The following is a 22,570-nucleotide window of genomic DNA, read 5'->3' as shown; positions in this document are numbered from 1 at the left end:
GCAATCGTTTGGCCTGAGCCAGATAGTCGCGGTCGCGCATGCCGCGACTCACCGCGTTGACTGATCGAATGTCGCTGCGATGCCTGAGACGCACCGGCGCGCATGGCCGGACGCGCCTCGCGGTGGGGAAAGGGCGGTGGCGCCGCCTTTACTGCTCGGTCGGAGTTCCGTCCTCTAGTCCGCCGCCCAGCGAGCGATAGAGCTCGACCAGGTTGCCCGCCTGCGTCAGGCGCGTGGACACGAGTTGTTGCTCGGCCGCGTAAGCGGTCCGCTGCGCATCAAGCGTGGTGAGGAACGAATCCACGCCTGCCCGGAATCGCGCGTCGGAAAGTTTTGCAGCAACCTGCGCCGATTCCGCGCGCCTGCCCTGCGCGCGGATCTGGTCGCCGATCTTTCCGCGTTGGGCGAGGGCGTCCGACACTTCGCGGAATGCGGTCTGGATCGCCTTCTCGTACGTCGCGACCGCCACTTTCTGCGATGCCTTGGCGTAGTCGAGGTCGCCGGTGCGACGACCGAAATCGAACAGTGGCAGCGAGATACCGGGGACTGCGGTATAGTTGTAGCTACCGTCCTTGAAGAGGCCGGACAGGCCGGTGCTCAGCGTGCCGAGCGTGCCGGTCAGCGAAATCGTCGGGAAGAACGCAGCGCGCGCGGCGCCGATGTTGGCGTTTTCGGCGATGAGCTGGTGTTCGGCCTGCAGCACGTCTGGACGGCGGAGAAGTACGTCGGACGACACGTCGGACGGCAGCGCATCACGCGTTGCGGGTGTGTCCGGCAGGCCGGCCGGGAGCTGGTCCTGCGGCACGGTGGTGCCGACCAACAGGTTGAGTGCGTTCTGATCCTGCGCCACCGTCGTTTCCAGCGTCGCGATGTCGTTCACCGCGCCCTGGTAGTTGGTGTCGGCCTGGCGGACTTCCAGCTCGGAGCCGATGCCGACGCGGAACTGCTCCCGCGTGAGGCGCAGGGTTTCCGCGAAAGTCCCCAGGGTCTCGCGCGAGAGGCGAAGCTGTTCCTGATCGGCCGCCATGGTCACCCAGGCGGTGGCGATCTCGGCGATCAGGCTGATCCGGGCGGAGCGCTGGGCTTCTTCGGTGGCGAAGAACTGCTCCTGCGCGGCGCGCGACAGGTTGCGGATGCGGCCGAACAGGTCGAGTTCGAAGGCCGACACGCCGACCGTCGCCTGGTAGATCTCGATGTCTTGCGAAGTGCTGGCGCCCGCTCCCACACCGCCGCCCGTGCCGGTGCCCGCGCCCTGCACCGCGCTTGCCGCATTGTTGGTGTAGGTCGCGGTGCCCCCGGCGTTGATCGTCGGCAGCAGGTCGGAGCGCTGGACGCGGTACTGCGCGCGCGCCTGGAGCACGTTGCCCGCCGCAATCCTGAGGTCGCGGTTGTTGGCAAGGCCCGTCTCGATCACCTGCCGCAGCCGGGGATCGAGGAAGAAGTCGCGCCAGCCGATGCGCGAGACATCGACCGCGTCGGTCGGCGCGGGCGGGTAGACGCCGCCCTGCGGCAGCGCCACCGGGATGGCGCCGCCGGGGCGTTCGTACTTGGGCCCCAAGTTGCAACCGGCGAGCATTACGGTGCCGGCAAGCAGGGTGATGAGCGGCTTGGTCATGTTCAAAGTCCCTGCGGCGCTGCGCCGTCGTCGGAATGGCGGCCCATTTCATCGCGGTCGTCACGGCGGCGTTCAGGTTCGTCGGAACCCTCGGCACTGTCGTTCTGCCCGTGCTTGAACAGGCGGCAGATGACGACGAAGAACATCGGCACGAAGAAGATCGCGAAGATGGTTGCAGAGAGCATGCCGCCGACCACCGCGCGGCCGATGGCGTTCTGGCCGCCTGCGCCCGCGCCCGACGAGACCGCCAGTGGCAGCACGCCGAACACGAAGGCCAGGCTGGTCATGAGGATCGGACGAAGACGCAGCTTCGCGGCTTCGATCGCCGCGTCGAAGGCGTTCATACCCGCCTGCACGCGCTCCTCGGCGAACTCCACGATCAGGATCGCGTTCTTGGCGGACACGCCGATCGTCGTGATCAGGCCGACCTGTAGGTAGATGTCGTTGTTGAGCCCGGTGAGCCACGCCGCGAAGACCGCGCCGATCACGCCCAGCGGCACCACCAGCAGCACCGAGACCGGTACCGACCAGCTTTCGTACAGCGCGGCAAGGCACAGGAAGACGATGAAGAGTGACAGGGCGTAAAGCGCAGGTGCCTGGCCGCCACTGAGGCGTTCTTCGTAGGACAGGCCGGTCCACTCGAGCCCGATGCCGGGCGGCAGCTTTTCATGCATCTCGGTGACTGCCTCCATAGCGCCGCCGGTGCTCAGGCCCTGGCCGGGTGCACCCTGAAGCTGCACGGCGGGACGGCCATTATAGCGCGTCAGGATGACCGGCGCCTGCTTCCACGAGAGGGTGGAGAAGGCTCCGAAGGGCGCCATCTCGCCGCTGGAACTGCGAACGTAGAAGTTCTCGATGTCCTCGGGCACCTGGCGATAGGGCTCGTCGGCCTGGAGATAGACGCGCTTGGTGCGGCCGCGGTCGAGGAAGTCGTTGACGTAGGCACCGCCCCAGGCCGCCGAAATCTCGGTGTTGATGGCGCCGAGGTCGAGGCCGAGCGCGCTCGCCTTGTCCTGGTCGATCTTGATGTCGAGCTGCGGCGCGTCCTCGAGGCTGACCGGGCGGACCTGCGCCACGCGCTTGTCGCCGCCGGCCATGCCGAGCAACTGGTTGCGCGCGGCGAGCAGCTTCTCGTGGCCCATGTTGGTCTCGTCGACCAGCCACAGGTCGAAGCCGGTCGCGTTGCCGAGTTCCTGTACGGCGGGCGGGACGAGCGCGAAGATCATGGCGTCGCGGTACTTCGAGAACACACCCATCGAGCGGCCCACGATCGCGTCGGCGCGGTTCTCCGCCCCGCTGCGATCTGCCCAGTCCCTGAGCTTGATGAAAGCCATGCCCGCGCTCTGGCCCTGGCCGTTGAACGAGAAGCCGTTGATGGTGAAGACCGATTCGACGTTAGCCTTCTCGGTTTTGAGGAAGTGGTCGCGGACCACGTCCAACCCCTTCTGGGTCCGGGGCAGGGTGCTGCCGGAGGGACCCTGGACGATGGCGAACATCGTGCCCTGGTCTTCCTCGGGCAGGAAGCCGCCGGGCAGGCGCACGAACAGGATACCCATGATCGCGACGATCAGGAGGTAGACGAGGCCCGAACGCTTCCAGCTGCGTGCGGTACGGCGCACGCCCTTTTCGTACTTCTGCGTGCCCTTGTCGAACTTGTCGTTGAACCAGCGGAAGAAGCGCGCGAACAGGCCGTTGCCCTCCTTCTCCTCCTCCTTGTGGGGCTTCAGGATCGTGGCGCAGAGCGCCGGCGTCAGGATCAGCGCAACCATCACCGATAGCGCCATGGAGGACACGATGGTGATCGAGAACTGGCGATAGATCACGCCCGTCGAGCCGCCGAAGAAGGCCATCGGCAGGAACACCGCGGACAGCACCATGCCGATGCCGATCAGCGCGCCGCTGATCTCGTCCATCGATTTTCGCGCCGCTTCCTTTGGCGACAGGTGCTCCGTCTGGATCAATCGCTCGACGTTCTCGACAACCACGATCGCGTCATCGACCAGTAGGCCAATGGCCAGGACCATGCCGAACAAGGTCAGCGTGTTGATCGAGTACCCCAGCATCGACATCACGCCGAAGGTGCCCAGCAACACGACCGGGACCGCGATGGTCGGGATGATCGTCGCCCGCCAGTTCTGCAAGAACAGGAACATGACGAGGAACACGAGCACCACTGCCTCGACCAGCGTGTGGATCACCTGCTCGACCGAGAGACGGACGAACGGCGTGGAGTCGTAGGGGAAGGCGACCTTGACGTCCGACGGGAAGTTCTTGGCGATCTGCTGGACCTCGGCCTTCACCGCATCGACCGTGTCGAGCGCATTGGCGCCGGACGCCAGCCTCACGCCGAAGCCAGACGCGGGCTTGCCGTTGTACTGCGTCTCGAAGCCGTAGATTTCGGCGCCAAGTTCCACCCGCGCCACGTCGCGCAGGCGCACGACCGCGCCGCCCTGGCCGGTGCGCAGGCGGATGTTGCCGAATTCCTCGGGCGTCTGCAGGCGCGACTGGACAGAGACGGTGACGTTGAGCTGCTGCTCCTTCGATGCCGGCAGCTGACCGAGCTGGCCGGCGGAAACCTGCGCGTTCTGCGCGGAGACGGCGGTGCTGATGTCGGCGATCGTCAGGTTGTAGCTGCGCAGCTTGAGCGGATCGACCCAGATGCGCATCGCGTACTGCGTGCCGAAAATCTGGAGTTCGCCGACGCCGTTGATGCGGCTTACCGGGTCCTGGACCTGGCTGACGATGTAGTCGGAAAGGTCGGTGGCGGTGTGGCTGCCGTCCTCGGAATAGATCGCGGTGACCAGCAGGAAGCTTGCCGCCGACTTCTGGACCTGCACGCCCTGGCGCTGCACGTCCTGGGGAAGCAGCGAGGTCGCCGCCTGCAGCTTGTTCTGGACCTGGACCTGCGCGATGTCGGGATCGGTGCCCTGCTCGAAAGTCAGGGTGATGGTGACGTTACCGGCCGACGAGGACGACGACGAGAAGTAGCGCAGGTTGTCGATGCCCTTGAGCTGCTGCTCGATGATCTGCGTCGTCGTGCGCTCCAGCGTCTCGGCATCGGCGCCCGGATAGGTCGCGCTGATGGTGACCGTGGGCGGCGCGATTTCCGGGAACTGCGAGATCGGCAGGCTGCGGATGGCCAGCGCGCCGAACATCATAAGGACGATGGCGATGACCCATGCGAAGATGGGCCGATCGATGAAATAACGTGCCATGTGCGGTTACTGTCCCTGGCCCTGGCCCTGCTGCTGGGCGGGCGCCCCGCCGGCAGGAGGGGCGCCCGGGGCGGCCTTCGCCCCCATCGGAACCGGCTTGACCGTCGCGCCGGGCCGCAGGTTCTGCGCGCCCTCGACGATGACCTTGTCGCCCGGCTTCAGCCCGGCGGTGACCAGCCAGTTGGTGCCGACGGTGCGCGGCGCGGTCAACTTGCGCATCTCCACCTTGCCCTGGGCACCGGCGACCATGACGGTGGGGCTGCCCTTCTCGTCACGCGACACAGCGGACTGCGGCACGAGGATGCCGTTGCTCCGCGTGCCCTCGACCAGTTCGGCGCGCACGTACATGCCCGGAAGCAGCAGGCCGCGCGTGTTCGGGAACTGCGCCCGCACGACCTGGCTGCCGGTGGCAGGATCGACGGTGACGTCGGTGAATTTGAGCGCGCCTTCCTCGGGGTAGGTGCTGCCATCCTCCAGTTTCAGCCGGACCCGCGCCGCGCCGCCGCCGCGCGAAAGTTCGCCCGAGAGCATCTGCTGGCGAAGGCGAAGCACGTCCGCGCTGGACTGCTGGATGTCGACGAAGATCGGGTCGAGGCGCTGGATGGTGGTGAGCGGATCGGCCTGCGAGGCCGAAACGAGCGCGCCGGTGGTATAAGTCGAGCGCCCGATCCGGCCCGAGATCGGTGCGCGGATCGTGGTGCGCGCCAGGTCGATCTGCGCGGAACGCAGCGCCGCTTGCTGGGCTGCGACGTCGGCCTGCGCCTGCTGGGCGCTGACGACGGCGTTCTCGGCATCCTGGCGTGAGATCGCGTTGATCTTCACCAGTTCGGAATAACGGCGGGCCAGCGCGGAGGTGGAGGCGATCGCCGAACGCGCGCGGCCCAGGGCAGCACGGGCGCTGGCGACCTGTGCCTCGTAAGGCGCGGGATCGATGCGGTAAAGCGGCTGGCCGGCCCGCACCTGGTCGCCCTCGGTGAACAGCCGCTCGAGGATCAGGCCGTTGACCTGCGGGCGCACTTCCGAGGATTCGTAGGCGCTGGTGCGGCCCGGAAGCTCGCTGCTCAGCACCACTGATTCCGTGCGGATGGTCACGACCCCTACTTCCGGCGGGCCGGCCGGTACAGGCTGCTCGCCTCCGCCACCGCAAGCGGACAAAAGCAGCACCAGGGCCGGGGTGATCTTTTTCATGGAGTATGTCCGCCGAAAGAGTTAAAACGTGAGTGAGTGTTCACTCATGATTCGAGCGCTCTTTATTGCGTTGCAGCATCGAACGCAAGCCGGGAGGGAGCCGGGAGGGCAATGACCATCGAAGGAAACACCATCGAAGGCACAATGGAGCGGCGACGTGCGGTCAGATCGGCAGCGCGGCGAAGACACCTCCTCGAGACAGCACGAACGCTTTTCGTCGAAAAAGGTTTCCACCAGACCGGAATGGCGCAGATCGCCAATGCATCCGGCATCGCCGTTGGACAGATCTACCGCGATTTCGCCAACAAGGAGGCGATCATCGCGGCCATCTGCGAGGCCGATCTCGCCGGCTGGCTCGAGGAGGACAAGCTGGAGGCAGCAGTCGCCGCGGGAGACAGCCAGGCGATTCGCGACTGGATCGAGAAGATCGCCACCGAAGAACCCACGGCGGAAGACCGCCGCATGATGTGCGACCTGCTGGCGGAAGTCGGCCGCAATCCCATCATTGCGGAGATAAACCGCAAGGTCGACGTGCGCTTGCGCACCAGCCTTGAGGCCGCACTCGTGTCGCTGGCGCCGGGGGCTTCGGCCGAGAGGCGCTCGACCATGATGGACTTCATCATCTCGATTTCCTGGGGAATGGTGGCCCGGATGGAGCTGTTTCCCTATCGTGAGCACGAAACCTTGCGGGAATATGTCGCCGCGCTTCTCGGCAGGGAGGTTGCCGCGCTGGGGACCTAGCCCGCCGCCGCCGATCCTCTTTCGGACACCCTATCGTCGAACCGGCCTGCAGCGGCGTCGCAGGCCGGTTTCCAGTGCTGGACATTGCCCCGGTGTTGTATCATCCTCTCAAAAGCATAGACCGAGGATACGGTCATTACAGAGGATGGTAAGATGATCGAGAACAGCGATGTTGATCCGGGCGACAAGGCGATGATCCTGCTGCAGAGCCTCATCTGCTATATGCGGGAAAAGAATCTCCTGTCCCGCGCCGACATCGAAGAACTGCGTGACCGCGTGGAAGCCCGCATGGCCGCGACCGAACCCAACCTGCCCTGCGCATCGGCGTTGGCTGCGGCGGCCGCGAGCGAGATGCGCGAACTCGACGACTTCTGCGGCAAGAAGTACGGCGGCAAGCACCGTCGCCGTGTGAACTGACGCTCCGCCCTAGCGGGGATGTCGCGCGGCAAGCGCGATGCCGGCCAGGTTCTGCTCACGTTTGATCCAGCGCACCCGCGCCGGCCTGTCCTTGGCTGCCAGCGCCAGAAATCGCGCCGCATGACCTTTGTTGGCTTCGCCCGTTCGCAAGGCGCGGTCAGCATGGCCGATCACTTCGATGGCGTCACCGATCAGTTCGACCTCGCTGAGACCTTGCGCCTGCGCGATCTCCAGGGCGCGAATCAGCGCGAGCCACTCGGCGTCGCTGTTCGATCCATCGCCGAGATCCTCGAACACATGCACGGTGCCGCGTACCACCACGGCCACCTCGATCGGGCCCGGGTTGGGGCGGCAGCCGCCATCGAAGAACACTTTCACTCTACGCCGCATCAGGACCGCCTCCGTCTGATATCCCGGCTGAACGCGGGCGCGCCGCGCGTCAATAGTCCCCGGGAACCGCCGCTTCGAGACAGCGGACCTGCATTTGAGGCGGCAAGTCGCAGCATGTAATACAGTAGGTTGACGCGTGGCGGGCCCTTGGCGCAAGAGATGGCGTCCGTAGGCCATCGCTACGGCGCGGTCTTCAAATGTCGTTGAGGCCGTGACGTGGGCATAAGATGTGGCTAGGACCGGTTCCCCATAACTTCAATTCGACAGGAAGAATGATCATGAACAACAGCGATCTCGCCGATGCTGTCGCCGCAAGCAGCGGCATTGCCAAGACCGACGCGCGCAAGCTCGTCGACGCGGTCTTCGACGCAATCGGCAACGCGGCGGCCAAGGGCGAAGAGGTTTCGCTCAACGGTTTCGGAAAGTTCAAGGTCAAGGACAGCCCGGAGCGTGAAGGCCGCAATCCCGCGACCGGCGAGGCGATGACCATCAAGGCTTCGAAGAAGCTGGCCTTCGCGCCGGCCAAGGCGATCAAGGACAAGCTGAACGGCTGACCTGCCCGCTGGGGATGGCGCTCCGTTTTGCGGGGCGCCAATTCCTTCTGCGACGGCGGGAGCCGATGGGCCGCTTCACCCGTTTGCACCGCGCGCGGTGCGACAGGGAATTGAAACCGGCCGGTGAGACGATTCAAGATTATCTTCCAGTGGCTGCTACGTAACGCAGTACTGTACCTGGCGCTCGTGCTGGCCTTCGCCGCCGCGCCCTTCATCGCCCAGGCCTGGCAGCAGGCGAGCGAGCATGAAACCACATTCCGCGGTCTGGCCGACGCCGAAACGCAATTGCGAGGCGGATATGGCGCCCTGATCCGCGAGTTCGAGGCCGCGACGGCCGGGCTCGAAAACCGGGGTACAGCCGACCTCGACCGGCGCATTCTCGAAACCCGCAAGGCGCTCGATGCCGACAAGGCGGAACTCGACCAAGGCTCGGGCGTGCTGGCACTCTACCGCGAAGGGCCGCAGGTTCTTCTGGCAAACCAGCAACGCAAGCTCCGGATCGCTTTTCTCGAACGACAGCTGCGCAGCCTTGAGGCGGCCCGCTACCTGGTCGACCGCCGCTCCGCGCGGGACAAGCAGCAACAGGCGCGGACCACGCTCCTGCGGGCACAGGGCCTTTGCGATGACGCCACGAGCCGGCAGCGCAACCTTGAAGCAGTGTGGTCGTACCGGCTGCGCAGTTGGCTCGAAAGTCCCGAGCACAAGGCGATCTCGGCCACGCGGGAACGCCGATGCAGCGAGCGCGACAACGCTCGGAAGGCCCTGGCGGACATCGCCTACGTCGAGGGCAGCGTCCAGCAGGCGCAGGCCGCATTCGAGGCCTCGCGTCACGGCCTCACGCAGACGTTCGACGTTGCGCTGACAGAACTCTCGCGTGCAAGGGACGAGGCGGAAACCCGCTGGAACGGCACTTACGCGCAGAAGCTGCAACTCTGGGCCGAGAAGTGGCATGTGAACAGCCTTCTGCTGAAGGCTTTCTGGGCGCTCGTGCTCATTCTTGCGGCGCCATTCCTCATCCGCATCCTGTTCTGGACCGGGCTCGCGCCTCTTGCGGAGCGGCGCCCTGCCATCCGGCTCGCGGTGCCGGGCGGCCGTGGGTCGACAATCCCGCCCGCCGAGCGCAGCGCAACCTCGGTTCCGATCAGGCTCGAGGTCGGCGAGGAACTGCTGGTCCGCCAATCGTATCTCCAGACGACCTCGCAGGTCGGCGCCAAGGCGACGCAGTGGCTGCTCGACTGGCGCCATCCGCTGGCCAGCTGGGTGAGCGGGTTGACCTTTCTTACCCGCATCCGCGGGGAGGGCGAGGTGACTACCGTCTCAGCGATCCGCGATCCGTTCGCCGAAGTAACGACGATAACACTGCCCGCTGACAGTTCTTGCGTGCTGCAACCCCGCGCCTTGGCCGCCGTCGCGCAACCGGTCGAGAAGCCGCTGCGGATCACCTCGCACTGGCGGCTCGGCTCGCTCAACGCCTGGTTGACGCTGCAGCTTCGCTATCTGGTTTTCCACGGCCCGTGCCGCCTCGTGGTAAAGGGCGGCCGCGGTGTCCGGGTGGAGCGCGCCGAGCGCGGGCGCGTCTTCGGGCGGGCGCAACTGGTCGGGTTCTCCGCCGACCTTGCCTACTCCGTCAGCCGGACAGAGACGTTCTGGCCCTACTTCTTCGGCTACGAACAACTGTTCAAGGACAAGGTAGAGGCGGGAGAGGGCGTACTGGTCATCGAAGAAGCGCCGATGGCCGCTCGCCGCGCAGGCCAGGGTGGCCATGGCCTCGAAAGCGCATTCGACGTGATGACGAAAGCCCTCGGGATCTAAGCAGCTATATGAGCGTTCACTTGTGCGCGCCGGCATAGAAGCGGGTGGGCCGATTGGGCATGGCCGGGCAAATCCTTAACACTTACATGTCAGAAAAATGCGACCGCTGGTCATTACAACAAGGCGCCGATGATCGAGCTGCAGAACACGATCCTAGAGATGATCGCGAAGGGCGATCCGCTGGTCGATACGGCAGTGAAGCTGTGCATCGAAGTCGAGCGCATATTCCCGGACGTCATCTGTTCGATTTTGACCATCGATCCGATCGGGCGCATCCGTTCGCTCGCCGCGCCCAGCATGCCCGCATCCTACAGTGCCGAGATCGACGGCGTGCCGGCCGGTCCTCATGCGGGGACCTGCGGCACGGCCGCCTACCTCGGCGAGGACGTGACGACGAAGGACATCGCCACGGATCCGCGCTGGGACGCATACCGGCACCTCGTGCTCCCGCTTGGCATCAGGGCCTGCTGGTCACGGCCGATCTTCGGCTCCCAGCGCACTCCGATCGCCACCTGCGCGCTCTATTTCAGGGAGAGCAGGGGACCGTCCCCACATGAGCGCGAAATCGTGGATCGCTGTGTCCATCTCTGCGCCATCGCGCTCGACCGACACCGCAGGGTGATGGAGTACGAACGCCGCGCCAATACGGACGCGCTGACCGGTCTCGCCAATCGCGCCGCGTTCAATGCGGCGCTTTCGGACCTCGATTGCAGCCAGCCTGGTGCCTGGGCGCTGTGCCTGCTCGATCTCGACAACCTGAAGGTCGTGAACGACACGTTCGGGCACCATGCGGGCGACATGCTACTCAAGCAGGTCGCGGACCGCCTGACCATTGCGGCCTTCCCGGAGAGGGCCTTCCGCATAGGGGGCGACGAATTCGCCATCATTGTGCGGACAGAGCCTGCCCTGTACGATCTGGGAACAACTGCCTCCGCCTACTTGCGTGAACTGGGATTGCCGGCCGATTGCGGCGGCAACGTCATCGTTCCGCGCGGCACGATGGGCGTCGCGATGCTAGCGCTTGAGGATGAGACCGCCGAAAGGGTGCGGCAGAACGCTGACTTCGCACTATACCACGCCAAGGAAACAGGGCGCGGCGGCTATGTGCTCTATTGGTCCGGCATAGGCACGCGCATGACGCGGCGCCTGACCGCCATCCGAGATGTCGACCTTGCCCTGCGCGAGGACCGGATCGAACCGCAATACCAGCCCGTCGTGCGGCTCGAGACGGGTGAGATCGTCGGGATGGAGGCTCTATGCCGGATGCGTGTGGATGACCGGCTGGTTTCGGCCGCTGCCTTCCACGAAGCGACCACGGACGCGCATATCGCCAGCACCCTTACCGCCCGGATGATGGCCCGCGTTGCCAGCGACGTGCGCCAGTGGCTCGCCAGCGGCATCCCGCTCCAGCACGTCAGTATCAACGTCTCCTCTGCCGACTTCCACGGCGCTTCGATCTACGAGGCTCTGACCGACACTTTCGAGCGGGAAGGCGTGCCCCTGAGCCACCTCATCCTCGAGGTGACGGAGTCTGTCTACATGGACGATGACGCCGGGGTGGTACAGCAATCGGTGGAAGAGCTGCGCTCGCGCGGCCTGGAAGTCGCGCTCGACGATTTCGGGACCGGTTACGCCTCGCTCACTCACCTCATGACGGTGCCGGTGGACTACATCAAGATCGACAAGTCCTTCGTCGACCGGATCGTCTCGCACGGGCCCAGCCAGGCCATCGTAGGCGGAGTGATCGGCATCGCGGCCAAGCTGGGAATCCGCGTCGTCGCCGAGGGGATCGAGACGGCCGACCAGGCGCTCCAGTTGATCGAACTGGGATGCTCGATGGGGCAGGGCTATCTTTACTCCCCCGCCGTCAGCGGTGACGTGGCGGCGGCGATGATGGCTTCGCAGACGTGCGCGCCTGCCTTCGCACCCGCGCATGCCTTGAGCGCCTGACGAAGCAAACAGCGCCAAGAACCTGGCCGTCCATCGCAGGGGCGAAGTCCCGACGGGTCGATCAGGCCCGAGCATATCGCCCAGACCCGCTTGGGGCCGAGCGATTTCCGATAATTTTCAGATGATTATCGGTGCCGCGGTGCCCGTGACAAGCTGCACCTCTCGGCGGCACAGAAAAACTTGCATTGACCAACCGTCTCTCAACCAAATAAGTAGACATTACGCAGTGCGGAGGTCAGCCGTCCTGCAAGCAGATGTACTGACCCGCGGCTTTTGATCGGGAAGCAGCTTGCTCCGCGTTACCAACCGCTAAAGCGCGCGATGCTCGGGCGACAACGCCAGGCCTCGTGTTCCCCTCTCGAGACGATGAGGTGATACGATGCGCATATCTTCGAACGACAGCTGACCCGACCGCCGCGGGAGAGTGCTTTTCGCACCTGACCTCAGGCCGGCGCCCGGCTTCCGCCGCTTCAGAACTTCAATCCGAACCCACGCCGCGTTTGCGGCAGCGGAGGCGCTCGTCGGTGCCTGCCGCGACCATTCCCCATGCTTAATTCTGGAAGGCGTCCCATGACCACGCTTATCGACCGTTATCCCAATGCCAAGGATCCCGCCTCACCGCTCGACATCGTGCCGGTCGGCGGCCGGATCGGCGCCGAAATTCGCGGCGTGCGCCTGTCGGGTGAACTCGACGCCGAGACCGTTGCCGCGATCGACGCCGCGCTCGTGCGCCACAAGGTGATCTTCTTCCGCGGCCAGGACCACCTCGACAACGAGCAGCACGAGGCCTTCGCCGCCCTGTTCGGCGATCCGGTTGCCCACCCCACCGTGCCGGTCGCGGAAGGCTCGCGCACCTTGCTCGAACTCGACAGCAAGGAAGGCTACGCGGCATCGAGCTGGCATACTGACGTGACCTTCGTCGACGCCTATCCCAAAGGCTCGATCCTGCGTGCGCTGACCGTGCCGGACGCGGGCGGCGACACCGTCTGGGCCAACACGGTGACGGCGTACGAGGGGCTCCCCGAGCCGCTGCGCCAGCTCGCCAACACGCTCTGGGCGACCCACACCAATAACTATGACTACGCCGCGCGCTTCGGGATCACGAAGGACACCTCGGACGCGCAGAAGGAACGGGCCAACTACCAGAAGAACGTCTTCGCCTCGACCATCTACGAGACCGAGCACCCAGTGGTGCGCGTCCATCCCGTATCGGGCGAGCGCAGCCTGCTCCTCGGCCATTTCGTGCGCGACTTCGTGGGCCTGAGCCAGAAGGACTCCGCCCGCATCTTCGACATTCTGCAGGAACACATCACTCGCGAGGAGAACGTCGTGCGCTGGCGCTGGCAGGCGGGCGACGTCGCTTTCTGGGACAACCGCGCCACGCAGCACCGCGCCGTTGCGGACTTCGCGCTCCAGCGGCGCACGCTGCGCCGGGCCACCGTCCACGGTGACGTTCCGGTGGGCATCGACGGCCGCATCAGCACGACGGTCCGCAAGGAACCGGCTGCGGATCACGCCCCGGCCTGAGCGCCACCACGCACGGGCCGGGGCTCTGAAATGCCTCGGCCCGCCGCATCCTGCGGCTTCGGGAGTCCGTCATGGCCACGATTTTTGCCCCCACCGCGCTATCGACAGCGCCCCAGCCTCGCGAGAAGCGGCAGGGCATAGCTTTCGGCCGCCTTGCCGCGTTTTCCACGCTGGCGGCGCCAGTGGCGGCGGCGCAGGTGCCGATCGCCAACTTCCTGCCTTCGATCTACGCGCAGCGCTTCCACATCTCGCTCGCGATGCTGGGCACGATCTTCTTGGCCGAACGTCTCTGGGGTGCCTTCGCCGATCCGGTGGTGGGCATGCTCAGCGACCGCACCCGCAGCCGCTTCGGTCGGCGCCGGCCGTGGATCGCGGGCGGCATGGCGGTCTACGCGCTCTCGACGGTCGCTTTGTTCTTCCCGCCGAACACGGTGACCCCGCTCTACCTCGGCGCGGCGCTTTTTGCCTTCTACCTGGGCTGGGCGATGATCCAGATCCCCTACCTGGCGTGGTCCGGCGAAATCTCGACCGACTATAACGAGCGCACCCGCATCGCCACTTTCGTGACCGTCGCCAGCGCCAGCGCGCTGCTGCTGGTGATGCTGCTCCCGGCGCTGATCGACCAGGTGCGGCCCGGCGACGACCGCCTGCGCCTTGCCGCGATGGGCGGGGTCATCCTGCTGACGCTGGTGCCCGCCGCCTTCCTGACGCTGCGCGCCTTTCCCGATGCGCCCCTCGTACCCTCGCCTGTAAAGCGTGAACGTCCGCGCCTTGGCGAGACACTCCGTCTCGTCCTCGGCGAGAAGCTGCTGCTGCGCGTGGTGCTCTCCGACCTCGCGGTGACGTTCGGGCAGGGGGTGCGCGGCAGTCTGTTCCTGTTCGTCGTCACCTTCTACATGGGCCTGCCGCAACTGGGCGCCGTGCTGCTGCTCTCGCAGTTCGTATTCGGCATCGTCGCCGGCCCGATCTGGATGAGCATCGCCGCTCGGCTCGGCAAGCACCGCACCGCCATCACCGGTGAACTGGTGCAGGTCGCGATCAATCTCTCGCTGCTGCTGGTGACGCCGGGCAATCTGTCCCTGCTGATCGGCCTGACCATCGCACAGGGCCTCGCCCAGGGATCGGGTAACCTGATGCTGCGCGCCATGGTCGCCGACGTCGCCGACCACCATCGCCTGAGGACCGGACAGGACCGCACCGCGCTGTTCTTCTCGACTTTCAGCATATCCATGAAGGCAGGCATGGCGCTGGCCGTCGGCATCGCCTTCCCGCTGGTCGCAGCAGCCGGTTTCGATCCCGCCGCCGCCAGCCAGAGCCCTGAGGCTCTCAGCGCGCTCCTGCTGATCTTCGCGCTCGGCCCGGCGCTGGCGCACCTTGTCTCCGCCCTCCTGCTGCGCGGGTTCCCGCTCGACGAGACCACCCACGCCGCCGTCCGCCGCGAACTCGACCGACAGGCGAACCTCGCGCCCGCATCCTGAGCCCCGGCTCCAGATCGCCGAAAGGACTTCATCATGAACGCAGTCACCGCCCTGAAGGTCGCCGAAACCTACGATGCCGGCGCCATCGAAGTAATCCGGGTCGAGGCCAATCTCGGCGCCGAAGTGCATGGCATCGACCTTGCCGCACCGATCACCGAGTCGACCGCCGCGCTCCTGCGCTCGCTGCTCTGGGAGCATCAGGTCTTGTTCTTCCGCGACACCGGCGTCGATAACGAGCAGCAGGCCGCCATCGGCCGCGTGTTCGGCCCGCCCGTCGCCGACAGCATCGCCAAGCGTCGCGGGGTCAAGGCCGAGGACGTCCAGCCGATGAACACCGGGCCTTATGCCAACGCCTACTACGGCACGCCCTGGCATGCCGATGCAACGTACCTGGAAAAGCCTTACCTCGTCTCCGTCCTGCGCAGCGTGATCGCGCCCGAGCTTGGCGGCGACACCCTGTGGTCGAGCGGTGTCTCGGCCTACGAGGGCCTGTCGCAAGACGTGAAGGACCGGATCGATACGCTGACCGCGATCCACCGGCCCAACGGCAAGGCCTACAAGTTGATCACCGACAAAGCCGACCTCGACGACTACCTCGGCCGGTACAACGGCGTGCAGCACCCGGTGGTGATCACGCACCCCTTCAGCGGCCGCAAGGTCCTCTACGTCAACGAGGGCTTCACCGAGGAACTGGTCGGACTGCCCGAGGGCGAGGGCAGGGAACTGCTGGACTACCTCAAGCAGCGCTTTTCCCAGCCGGAGCATCAGGTCCGCCTCAAGTGGCGCCCCGGAACGGTGGCGATCTGGGACAACCGCGCCGTCCAGCACAAGGGCGTCGCGGACTACGGCAACGCGCAGCGCCAGCTGGTGCGCGTCGTCGCCGCGGGCGAGCGCCCCTCGCGCTGACCGCTCCGGGTGGCACGCAGCCGCCCGGTCCATCCCACACACAGATCATGCGGGAGACGGCAGGTCGCCGTCTCCCGCCAAGCCTACCCGCGCGCCGGTCACGCAGAGAGCTCGCGCGCGCAAAAGACACAGGAAAACAGGGAAACATCATGAAGACCACCAACCCCGCTACCAAACGCCGAGCGCTCCTCAGTGCGAGCATCGCGGCCATGGCGCTTGCGGGAACAACCCCGGCGCTTGCCGCCGATGACACGGCTGCCGACGCGGCTGCGGCCGATGTCGTCGCCGATGACGCCAGCTACGGGGCCCCGATCCTCGTCACTGCCCGGCGCCGCGAGGAGAACTCGCAGGACGTGCCCGTGGCAATCAGTGTGATCGGCGGCGAGACGCTCGAGAACACCGGCAATTTCACGCTCAACCAGATCCAGCAGCTGGTGCCCAGCCTCCAGATCGCCAGCTTCAACCCGCGCAACAGCAACATCAACATCCGCGGCCTCGGCGCCAACTCCTCGCTGGCAGTGGACGGGCTGGAGTACGGCGTCGGCTTCTACCTCGACGGGGTCTACTACGGGCGCCCCGGCCAGTCGCAGTTCGACCTCGTCGACCTTGCCCAGGTCGAGGTTCTACGCGGGCCGCAAGGCACGCTGTTTGGCAAGAACACCACGGCGGGCGCGATCAACGTGACCTCGCGAGAGCCGAGCTTCGATCCCGAATTCACCGGCGAGGCGACGCTGGGCGACTATGGCTACCACCAGGTCCGCTTCTCGGGATCGGCGCCGCTGATCGCCGACAAGGTCGCGCTGCGCCTCAGCCTCGCCGACACCCACCGCGACGGATTCCTGCTCAACCGGTACGACCTTCGCAAGGCCCAGGACTACGACAACTTCACGGTCCGCGGGCAGCTTCTCGTCAAGCCGACCGACGACGTGAAGATCCGCATCATCGGGGACTATTCGAAACAGAAGCAGCACTACTCGCTGACCCTGATCGACGGCTACTTCTCGACTTATGCCAATGGCGCCCGCATCGCCAACAACATCTTCGACCGCGCCGCGCGCACCGGCTACACGCTGCCTGAACCCGACGCCTTCCAGCGGGTCGGCAATGCCGATTCGCCTTTCCAGGCCAACATGGAGAGCTACGGCGTCTCCGGCCAGGTCGACTGGGACCTGGGGCCGGCCACGCTGACCTCGGTCACGGCCTATCGCTGGTGGGACTGGTATCCGGCGAACGATGGCGACGGCACCTCGCTTGCCGTCAACCTCAAGGCGCAGCAGCAGAACTTCCAGCGCCAGTTCAGCGAGGAACTGCGGATCGCCTCCAACGGCGACAACAAGATCGATTACGTCGCGGGCCTGTTCTACTTCTGGCAGGTCATCCGCGGCTACGGCGCGACCCAGTACGGCGCGGACTTTGCCGCCTGGAACCTTAATCCGGCCACGGTTCCGGCTGCCACGATCGCCAACACCGCGCTGGCGCTCACTGGCTTCGAGGCCGACAGCTATTCGGACCCCCGGACCAAGAGCTACGCCGCCTTCGGCCAGCTCGACTGGCACATCACCGACGAGCTGACGCTGACCGGCGGCCTGCGCTACACCCACGAGGACAAGGACGGCTCGTTCACGCGCTACCAGGTCGCCAGCAGCGGTGTTGACCTCGCCACCCTGACGCCCGCGCAGCGGGTAGCGGTCACCGCGATCCGGAACGCGCCCGCCAACCAACTGAGCAACCTGTCCTTCGAGGCCGCTCTCAAGGATGATGCGGTCTCTGGCCTGCTGACGCTGGGCTACAAGGTCACACCGGACGCGCTGGTCTACGCCAGCTATTCGCGCGGCAGCAAATCGGGCGGCCTCAACGTCACCGCCGGCGGTGCGAGCCGCCCGACGGTCGATCCCGAAACCGTCGACGCTTACGAAATCGGGCTGAAGTCGCAGCTCTTCGACCGCAAGTTGACCTTCAATGCCGCCGCCTTCCTGACCGAAATCAGGGACTACCAGGCCAACGTCTCGGAACAGATCCCGGGCTCCACGGCGACCAACCAGTACATCGCCAACATCCCCAAGGTCCGATCGAAGGGCATCGAAACCGATCTATCCTTCTCTCCGAGCCGCTGGATCAACCTGACCGCGTCGGCCGCATACACCGATGCCAAGTATGTCAGCTACGAGAACGCGCCGCAGCGGCCCGAACTGTCGATCCCCGGCACGGTCCAGAACCAGAACCTGTCGGGCGTGCGCCTGCCCGGCGTCTCGAAATTCGCCTATTCGCTCGGCGCCGACGTGGCGCAGCCGCTAAACCAGACCTTCGAGGTCTACGCGCATGCAGACTACCTGCACCGCTCCTCGTTCAATGCGACGCCCACCAACAGCATCTACGGCAACGTGCCGGGCTACGGCCTGCTCAACGCGCGGATCGGGCTGCGCACGGCGGACGGCGTCTACGACTTCGCGTTCTGGGCCCGCAACCTGACCAACGAGGACTACTACATCTCGCGCTCGCCCGGCACATTCGGCGTGATCAACGGCTCCGTCGGCGATCCCCGGACGGTGGGTGCAACGCTGCGGGTCAAGTGGTGATCATCGACGATACAAAGGGGAGAACGATATGAAACGGAAATTCGCCTTGCTGGCGGCGGGCGTCACGCTCGCATCCAGCCTGCCGGTGGCGGCGCAGGAACACCAAAAGCGTCCCAACTTCCTCGTCATCGTCGCCGACGATCTCGGCTATTCGGACATCGGCGCGTTCGGGGGCGAGATCGACACGCCCAACCTCGACGCGCTGGCCGCGCGCGGGCTCAAGCTAACGGGATTCCACACGGCGCCGACCTGCTCACCCACGCGGTCGATGCTGCTGACGGGGTTGGACCATCACGAGGCAGGGCTCGGCAACATGGCCGAAGTCATCGCGCCCAACCAGGTCGGCAAGCCGGGGCACGAAGGCTACCTGCGCGCCGACACCGCGTCGATCGCCGAACTGCTGGAGGCTGGCGGTTATCGCACGCACTATTCCGGCAAGTGGCACCTTGGCCTGACCCCGGCGCAGGACCCACACGCGCGAGGCTTCCAGACGAGCTTCGCGCTGCTGCAGGGCGGCCACAATCACTTCGGGCGCGATGTCGCCCAGAAGCCGGGCGACAAGGGTTGGTCCTATACGCAGAACGGCCAGCAGCTCACCAGCCTGCCGCCGGGGTTCTACTCGTCCGATTACTTTGCGTCCCAGCTCGTCGGCCAGCTGAAGGCGGGCAAGAAGGGGGCGGACGGCGGCAAGCCTTTCTTCGCCTACCTCGCCTTCACAGCGCCGCACTTCCCGCTTCAGGCGCCGCCAGAGGTCATCGCCAAGTACAAGGGCCGCTATGACTCCGGTTACGACGTATTGCGAGAACAGCGCCTCAAGCGGCAGCAGCAACTCGGCCTCCTGAAGCCCGGCGTCGTCCCGCACGTCACCGACCTGTCCGCCCGCTGGGACACACTCACGCCTGACGAGAAGGCGCGCGAGACGCGGCGCATGGAGGTCTACGCCGCCATGGTCGATGGGCTGGACAAAGGCGTCGGGCAGGTGATCCAGGCGCTCAAGGACACCGGGGAATACGATAACACCGTCATCCTTTTCCTCGCCGACAACGGCGCCGAAGGCTCCGTCCTGTCCGAACCCAGCATGGGCATGCTCAACGCCGTCTACGCCAGGGCAGACAACCGCATCGAGAACATCGGCGCCGCCACTTCCTACGAGTACCTCGGTCCGGGCTGGGCCTCCGCCGCCACCGCGCCCTCGTGGCGGGTCAAGGCGTTCGAGAGCGAGGGCGGTACCCGCGTCGTCTCGTTCGTGACCGGACCGGACGTCAGGCAAGGGGTGGGCACCGCCTATACCAACGTCATGGACGTGGTGCCGACCGTCCTCGACCTTGCCCATGTAGACAATCCGGGCAGCAGATTCGCGGGCAGGGCAGTGACGCCGATCCGGGGACTGAGCTGGGCCGGATGGCTGGGTGGCAAGTCGGACCGCGTCTACCCCGCCGACAAGCCGGTGGGCGACGAACTGTTCGGCGGCCGCTCGCTGCGGCAGGGCGACTGGAAGCTCGTCGATCTCGGCGACGGCAGGGCCTGGCGGCTGTTCGACCTCGCCGCAGACCCCGGCGAAACGACCGACCTCTCCGACAAGGAGCCCGCGCGCAAGGCGCAGCTCGTCGCGGCCTGGGACGCCTATGCGAAACAGGTGGGCGTGGTGTTGCCCGATCCACGCCAGACCATCGTCGACCGCCCCGTCAGGCGGTAAGGACAGCCAGGGCCGGGGAGTTCCTTTCCGGCTCCCCGGCCCCGTGCTCCGGGTTATCCCCGATACCTTGGCTCTCTGAGCGTCATACTCTTCCCAGCTGCACGTAAACCGCCGTGCTAACCTAGGAAGGAAGCCGCAGTGATTGTGACCCCCACCATTGGCCGAAGGGCGGCCGCGGAAACGATCGGTACATTCTGGCTGGTGCTGGGCGGGTGCGGCAGCGCCGTGCTCGCGGCCGGGCCACCGGCTTCGATTGGTGCGCTGGGCGTGGCGCTGGCATTCGGCCTGACGGTCCTGACGATGGCCTATGCCATCGGCCATATCTCCGGTTGCCACCTCAACCCCGCCGTGACCGTGGGCCTGTGGGCGGGGGGACGCTTTCCCTCGCGTGACATCCTGCCCTACATCATCGCGCAGGTGATTGGCGCCTTGATCGCCAGCGTGGTGATCTATCTCATTGCGGCCGGCATCCCGTCCTTCGATCTGGCGTCCAGCGGCCTCGCCCAGAACGGTTATGGCGAGGGCTCGCCGGGCGGCTACTCGCTCACCTCCGCCGTGATCGCGGAAGTCGTGCTGACGGCCGGGTTCCTGCTGGTCATCCTGGGCGCGACCGATGGACGCGCACCGGCAGGCTTCGCACCGATCGCCATCGGTCTCGCGCTGACGCTGATCCACCTCATCAGTATCCCGGTCACCAACACGTCGGTCAATCCGGCGAGGAGCACGGGTCCGGCGCTGCTCGTCGGCGGGCTGGCGCTTCAGCAGCTATGGCTGTTCTGGGTCGCGCCGCTGTTGGGCGGACTTGCGGCAGGTGCAATCTACCGTACGATCTTCGCCGAAATGCCCCGACCCGACGTCTCGGGAATGGAAAAGGTCTAGCCGCGAGGAATACCAGATCATGCTGTTGGCCGCCCTCATGCTCCTCGCCGGTACACCGCAAGCCGCGCCGCTGCCCCATCGTCAGGTGCAGGACCTGCCGAGGGGGCAGCGGCATATGTCCGATTTTTGCGATACCGGCGTGGATGGATGGACGTTGTCACCGGTCTCCCTGCAAAAGAACGTCGGCGATGATCCGGAATCCTATGGAGAAGGCGACGACGGACGGTTGGACCAGACGCTCCCCGACGACGGCTACGCGCCCGACGATGGCCCCAAGGCAGAGCAGTGCCCGATGATCTTCGTAGTCCCGTTCGATTTCTGGGACGGGCAGCTCTGGTTCGATGCATCCGCCTACGGACCGCAGGTCTGATACCCGGTCATAATTTAACATAAGATATATTATCGATGCAAGATGGGTCTCGGTGCGTTGGCGACGTCACTTGCAACGAGCGAGCGCGGTATCCAAGTGGCGAGTTGATCTGTATGGCGGACCGCCCGCCCAGCCCTCCCGGCCGTGCGTTACCATTCCTCTCCCGGAATGCGGTCATGAAAGTCGCCTGCTGAAACTTATGGAAGCACCTTCACCGCAACTTGCCGACCACACGCTTGCCGATCTGGGCTGGACTCCCTTCTTCAGCCAGCAGGTCGCTTCCGAGGAAGAACGGGATTATCAGCCCGTGCGCGTCATGGCGGTGCATCGCGGGATGGTCGCGGTTGCGGGTGAAGGCCTTGAGAGCCTGATCTCGTCGCGCCTTCCCAACCCGCGCGGCGGTCCCGATGCCCGCGGCGAGGAGGACCGGCCGACCGTCGGCGACTGGCTGCTGATCGAGCGCGAGAACCTCGAGGCGGTGCGCATCCTCGACCGCGCGAACCTGTTCAAACGGCCGGCGCCAGGCGACGATCGCCGCGTCCAGCTGATCGCCGCGAATGTTGATACGCTGTTCATCGTCACGTCGTGCAACCAGGATTTCAGCGTCCCGCGCCTTGAACGCTACCTCGTCCTGGCGCGCGAGGTGGGTGTTACCCCGGTGATCGTGCTGACCAAGATTGATCTGACCGACACGCTCGAAAAGTTTCACGAAACGGCGCTGGCACTGCAGCCCGGCCTCGAAGTCGAACTGGTGAATGCGCGCGATCCCGCCAGCGTCGCCAAGCTCACGGCGCGCTGCGGCCGGGGCGAGACGGTCGCCCTGCTCGGCTCGTCGGGCGTCGGCAAGTCCACGCTGGTCAATACGTTGCGCGGCTCGGACAGCATCGCCACGCAGGCGGTCCGCGAGAACGACGGCAAGGGCCGGCACACCACCACCGTGCGCGAGATGCACCGCCTAGAGGGCGGCGGCTGGCTGATGGATACGCCCGGCATGCGCGAATTCAAGATTTCGGATGCGGACACCGGGCTTGCCGAAGTTTTCGACGACATCGCGGCCCTCGTCCTCCAATGCCGGTTCACCAACTGCACCCATGAGGCGGAGCCCAGCTGCGCCATCCGGCCCGCGATCGCGCGCGGGGACCTCGACACCGCCCGGCTCGAACGCTGGCGCAAGCTGACGGCGGAAGATATCATCAATACCGGCACCTTGGCGGAGCGACGCACCCGCGCCCGCAAGTCCGGCAAGAGGAAATGAC

General features: G+C 65.8%; 17 protein-coding genes. 13 read left to right on the top strand and 4 right to left on the bottom strand.

Annotation, left to right across the window (positions count from 1 at the left end):
* Positions 1 to 148: 148 nt before the first annotated feature.
* From PMI02_RS01795 to PMI02_RS01785, 3 genes are read right to left on the bottom strand one after another with little or no spacing between them, the layout of a single operon-like run.
* Positions 149 to 1,615 carry an efflux transporter outer membrane subunit gene (locus PMI02_RS01795; protein ID WP_007677835.1) on the bottom strand — a complete coding sequence of 489 codons (1,467 nt, stop codon included), beginning with the start codon at positions 1,613 to 1,615 and terminating at the stop codon, positions 149 to 151.
* 2 nt (positions 1,616 to 1,617) lie between these two features.
* Positions 1,618 to 4,830, bottom strand: a complete 3,213-nt coding sequence (locus PMI02_RS01790) for an efflux RND transporter permease subunit (protein ID WP_007677834.1) — start codon at positions 4,828 to 4,830, stop codon at positions 1,618 to 1,620.
* Between the two features lie 6 nt (positions 4,831 to 4,836).
* Entirely contained in the window at positions 4,837 to 6,018 is a 1,182-nt protein-coding gene (locus tag PMI02_RS01785; RefSeq protein ID WP_007677831.1) for an efflux RND transporter periplasmic adaptor subunit, read from the bottom strand.
* Positions 6,019 to 6,129: 111 nt separating this feature from the next.
* Between PMI02_RS01785 and PMI02_RS01780 the strand changes: the two genes are divergently transcribed.
* Positions 6,130 to 6,759, top strand: coding sequence for a TetR/AcrR family transcriptional regulator (locus PMI02_RS01780; RefSeq protein WP_007677830.1), 630 nt, complete (start codon positions 6,130 to 6,132; stop codon positions 6,757 to 6,759).
* Positions 6,760 to 6,912: 153 nt separating this feature from the next.
* Positions 6,913 to 7,176 carry a hypothetical protein gene (locus tag PMI02_RS01775; protein ID WP_007677829.1) on the top strand — a complete coding sequence of 88 codons (264 nt, stop codon included), beginning with the start codon at positions 6,913 to 6,915 and terminating at the stop codon, positions 7,174 to 7,176.
* A 9-nt stretch (positions 7,177 to 7,185) separates the two neighbouring features.
* On the opposite strand, the gene PMI02_RS01770 is transcribed toward PMI02_RS01775, so the two are convergent.
* Positions 7,186 to 7,566, bottom strand: coding sequence for a ribonuclease HI (locus tag PMI02_RS01770; RefSeq protein ID WP_007677828.1), 381 nt, complete (start codon positions 7,564 to 7,566; stop codon positions 7,186 to 7,188).
* Between the two features lie 278 nt (positions 7,567 to 7,844).
* On the opposite strand from PMI02_RS01770, the gene PMI02_RS01765 reads away from it, so the two are divergent.
* The 11 genes from PMI02_RS01765 (at position 7,845) to rsgA (ending at position 22,569) form a co-directional block, all read left to right on the top strand.
* Entirely contained in the window at positions 7,845 to 8,120 is a 276-nt protein-coding gene (locus PMI02_RS01765) for an HU family DNA-binding protein (RefSeq protein WP_007677826.1), read from the top strand.
* A gap of 123 nt (positions 8,121 to 8,243) precedes the next feature.
* A complete protein-coding gene (locus PMI02_RS01760; RefSeq protein WP_007677823.1) occupies positions 8,244 to 9,932 on the top strand; it encodes a hypothetical protein in 1,689 nt (562 codons plus the stop codon).
* A 129-nt stretch (positions 9,933 to 10,061) separates the two neighbouring features.
* Positions 10,062 to 11,882 carry a bifunctional diguanylate cyclase/phosphodiesterase gene (locus PMI02_RS01755; RefSeq protein WP_007677820.1) on the top strand — a complete coding sequence of 607 codons (1,821 nt, stop codon included), beginning with the start codon at positions 10,062 to 10,064 and terminating at the stop codon, positions 11,880 to 11,882.
* 570 nt (positions 11,883 to 12,452) lie between these two features.
* The gene (locus PMI02_RS01750) at positions 12,453 to 13,409 is read left to right on the top strand and encodes a TauD/TfdA family dioxygenase (protein WP_007677818.1); all 957 of its coding nucleotides are present in this window, start codon (positions 12,453 to 12,455) and stop codon (positions 13,407 to 13,409) included.
* Positions 13,410 to 13,480: 71 nt separating this feature from the next.
* A complete protein-coding gene (locus PMI02_RS01745) occupies positions 13,481 to 14,887 on the top strand; it encodes an MFS transporter (protein WP_007677816.1) in 1,407 nt (468 codons plus the stop codon).
* Between the two features lie 33 nt (positions 14,888 to 14,920).
* Positions 14,921 to 15,793: a TauD/TfdA family dioxygenase gene (locus tag PMI02_RS01740; protein ID WP_007677814.1), complete on the top strand. Its 873-nt coding sequence runs from the start codon at positions 14,921 to 14,923 to the stop codon at positions 15,791 to 15,793.
* Positions 15,794 to 15,942: 149 nt separating this feature from the next.
* A complete protein-coding gene (locus PMI02_RS01735) occupies positions 15,943 to 18,369 on the top strand; it encodes a TonB-dependent receptor (protein ID WP_007677812.1) in 2,427 nt (808 codons plus the stop codon).
* A gap of 28 nt (positions 18,370 to 18,397) precedes the next feature.
* Positions 18,398 to 20,065 carry an arylsulfatase gene (locus tag PMI02_RS01730; protein WP_007677809.1) on the top strand — a complete coding sequence of 556 codons (1,668 nt, stop codon included), beginning with the start codon at positions 18,398 to 18,400 and terminating at the stop codon, positions 20,063 to 20,065.
* 138 nt (positions 20,066 to 20,203) lie between these two features.
* Positions 20,204 to 20,944 (top strand): aquaporin Z, encoded by a 741-nt coding sequence (gene aqpZ / locus PMI02_RS01725; RefSeq protein WP_007677807.1) that lies wholly within the window; start codon positions 20,204 to 20,206, stop codon positions 20,942 to 20,944.
* A 19-nt stretch (positions 20,945 to 20,963) separates the two neighbouring features.
* On the top strand, positions 20,964 to 21,314 hold the full coding sequence (locus PMI02_RS01720) for a hypothetical protein (RefSeq protein WP_007677802.1): 351 nt from the start codon (positions 20,964 to 20,966) through the stop codon (positions 21,312 to 21,314).
* Positions 21,315 to 21,513: 199 nt separating this feature from the next.
* On the top strand, positions 21,514 to 22,569 hold the full coding sequence (rsgA, locus tag PMI02_RS01715) for a ribosome small subunit-dependent GTPase A (RefSeq protein ID WP_007677799.1): 1,056 nt from the start codon (positions 21,514 to 21,516) through the stop codon (positions 22,567 to 22,569).
* The last annotated feature ends 1 nt before the right edge of the window (position 22,570 follow it).

It is taken from the genome of Novosphingobium sp. AP12 (assembly GCF_000281975.1).
In the GTDB taxonomy this organism is placed as follows: domain Bacteria; phylum Pseudomonadota; class Alphaproteobacteria; order Sphingomonadales; family Sphingomonadaceae; genus Novosphingobium.
The sequence above is the reverse complement of the archived record's forward strand: the minus strand, read 5'-3'. Positions and strand labels throughout refer to the sequence as shown.

Coding starts and splice junctions, on each gene's coding strand:
- PMI02_RS01795 (WP_007677835.1), bottom strand. CDS start 1,615: ATGACCAAGCCGCTCATCACCCTGCTTGCCGGCACCGTAATGCTCGCC.
- PMI02_RS01790 (WP_007677834.1), bottom strand. CDS start 4,830: ATGGCACGTTATTTCATCGATCGGCCCATCTTCGCATGGGTCATCGCC.
- PMI02_RS01785 (WP_007677831.1), bottom strand. CDS start 6,018: ATGAAAAAGATCACCCCGGCCCTGGTGCTGCTTTTGTCCGCTTGCGGT.
- PMI02_RS01780 (WP_007677830.1), top strand. CDS start 6,130: ATGACCATCGAAGGAAACACCATCGAAGGCACAATGGAGCGGCGACGT.
- PMI02_RS01775 (WP_007677829.1), top strand. CDS start 6,913: ATGATCGAGAACAGCGATGTTGATCCGGGCGACAAGGCGATGATCCTG.
- PMI02_RS01770 (WP_007677828.1), bottom strand. CDS start 7,566: ATGCGGCGTAGAGTGAAAGTGTTCTTCGATGGCGGCTGCCGCCCCAAC.
- PMI02_RS01765 (WP_007677826.1), top strand. CDS start 7,845: ATGAACAACAGCGATCTCGCCGATGCTGTCGCCGCAAGCAGCGGCATT.
- PMI02_RS01755 (WP_007677820.1), top strand. CDS start 10,062: ATGATCGAGCTGCAGAACACGATCCTAGAGATGATCGCGAAGGGCGAT.
- PMI02_RS01750 (WP_007677818.1), top strand. CDS start 12,453: ATGACCACGCTTATCGACCGTTATCCCAATGCCAAGGATCCCGCCTCA.
- PMI02_RS01745 (WP_007677816.1), top strand. CDS start 13,481: ATGGCCACGATTTTTGCCCCCACCGCGCTATCGACAGCGCCCCAGCCT.
- PMI02_RS01740 (WP_007677814.1), top strand. CDS start 14,921: ATGAACGCAGTCACCGCCCTGAAGGTCGCCGAAACCTACGATGCCGGC.
- PMI02_RS01735 (WP_007677812.1), top strand. CDS start 15,943: ATGAAGACCACCAACCCCGCTACCAAACGCCGAGCGCTCCTCAGTGCG.
- PMI02_RS01730 (WP_007677809.1), top strand. CDS start 18,398: ATGAAACGGAAATTCGCCTTGCTGGCGGCGGGCGTCACGCTCGCATCC.
- PMI02_RS01720 (WP_007677802.1), top strand. CDS start 20,964: ATGCTGTTGGCCGCCCTCATGCTCCTCGCCGGTACACCGCAAGCCGCG.
- rsgA (WP_007677799.1), top strand. CDS start 21,514: ATGGAAGCACCTTCACCGCAACTTGCCGACCACACGCTTGCCGATCTG.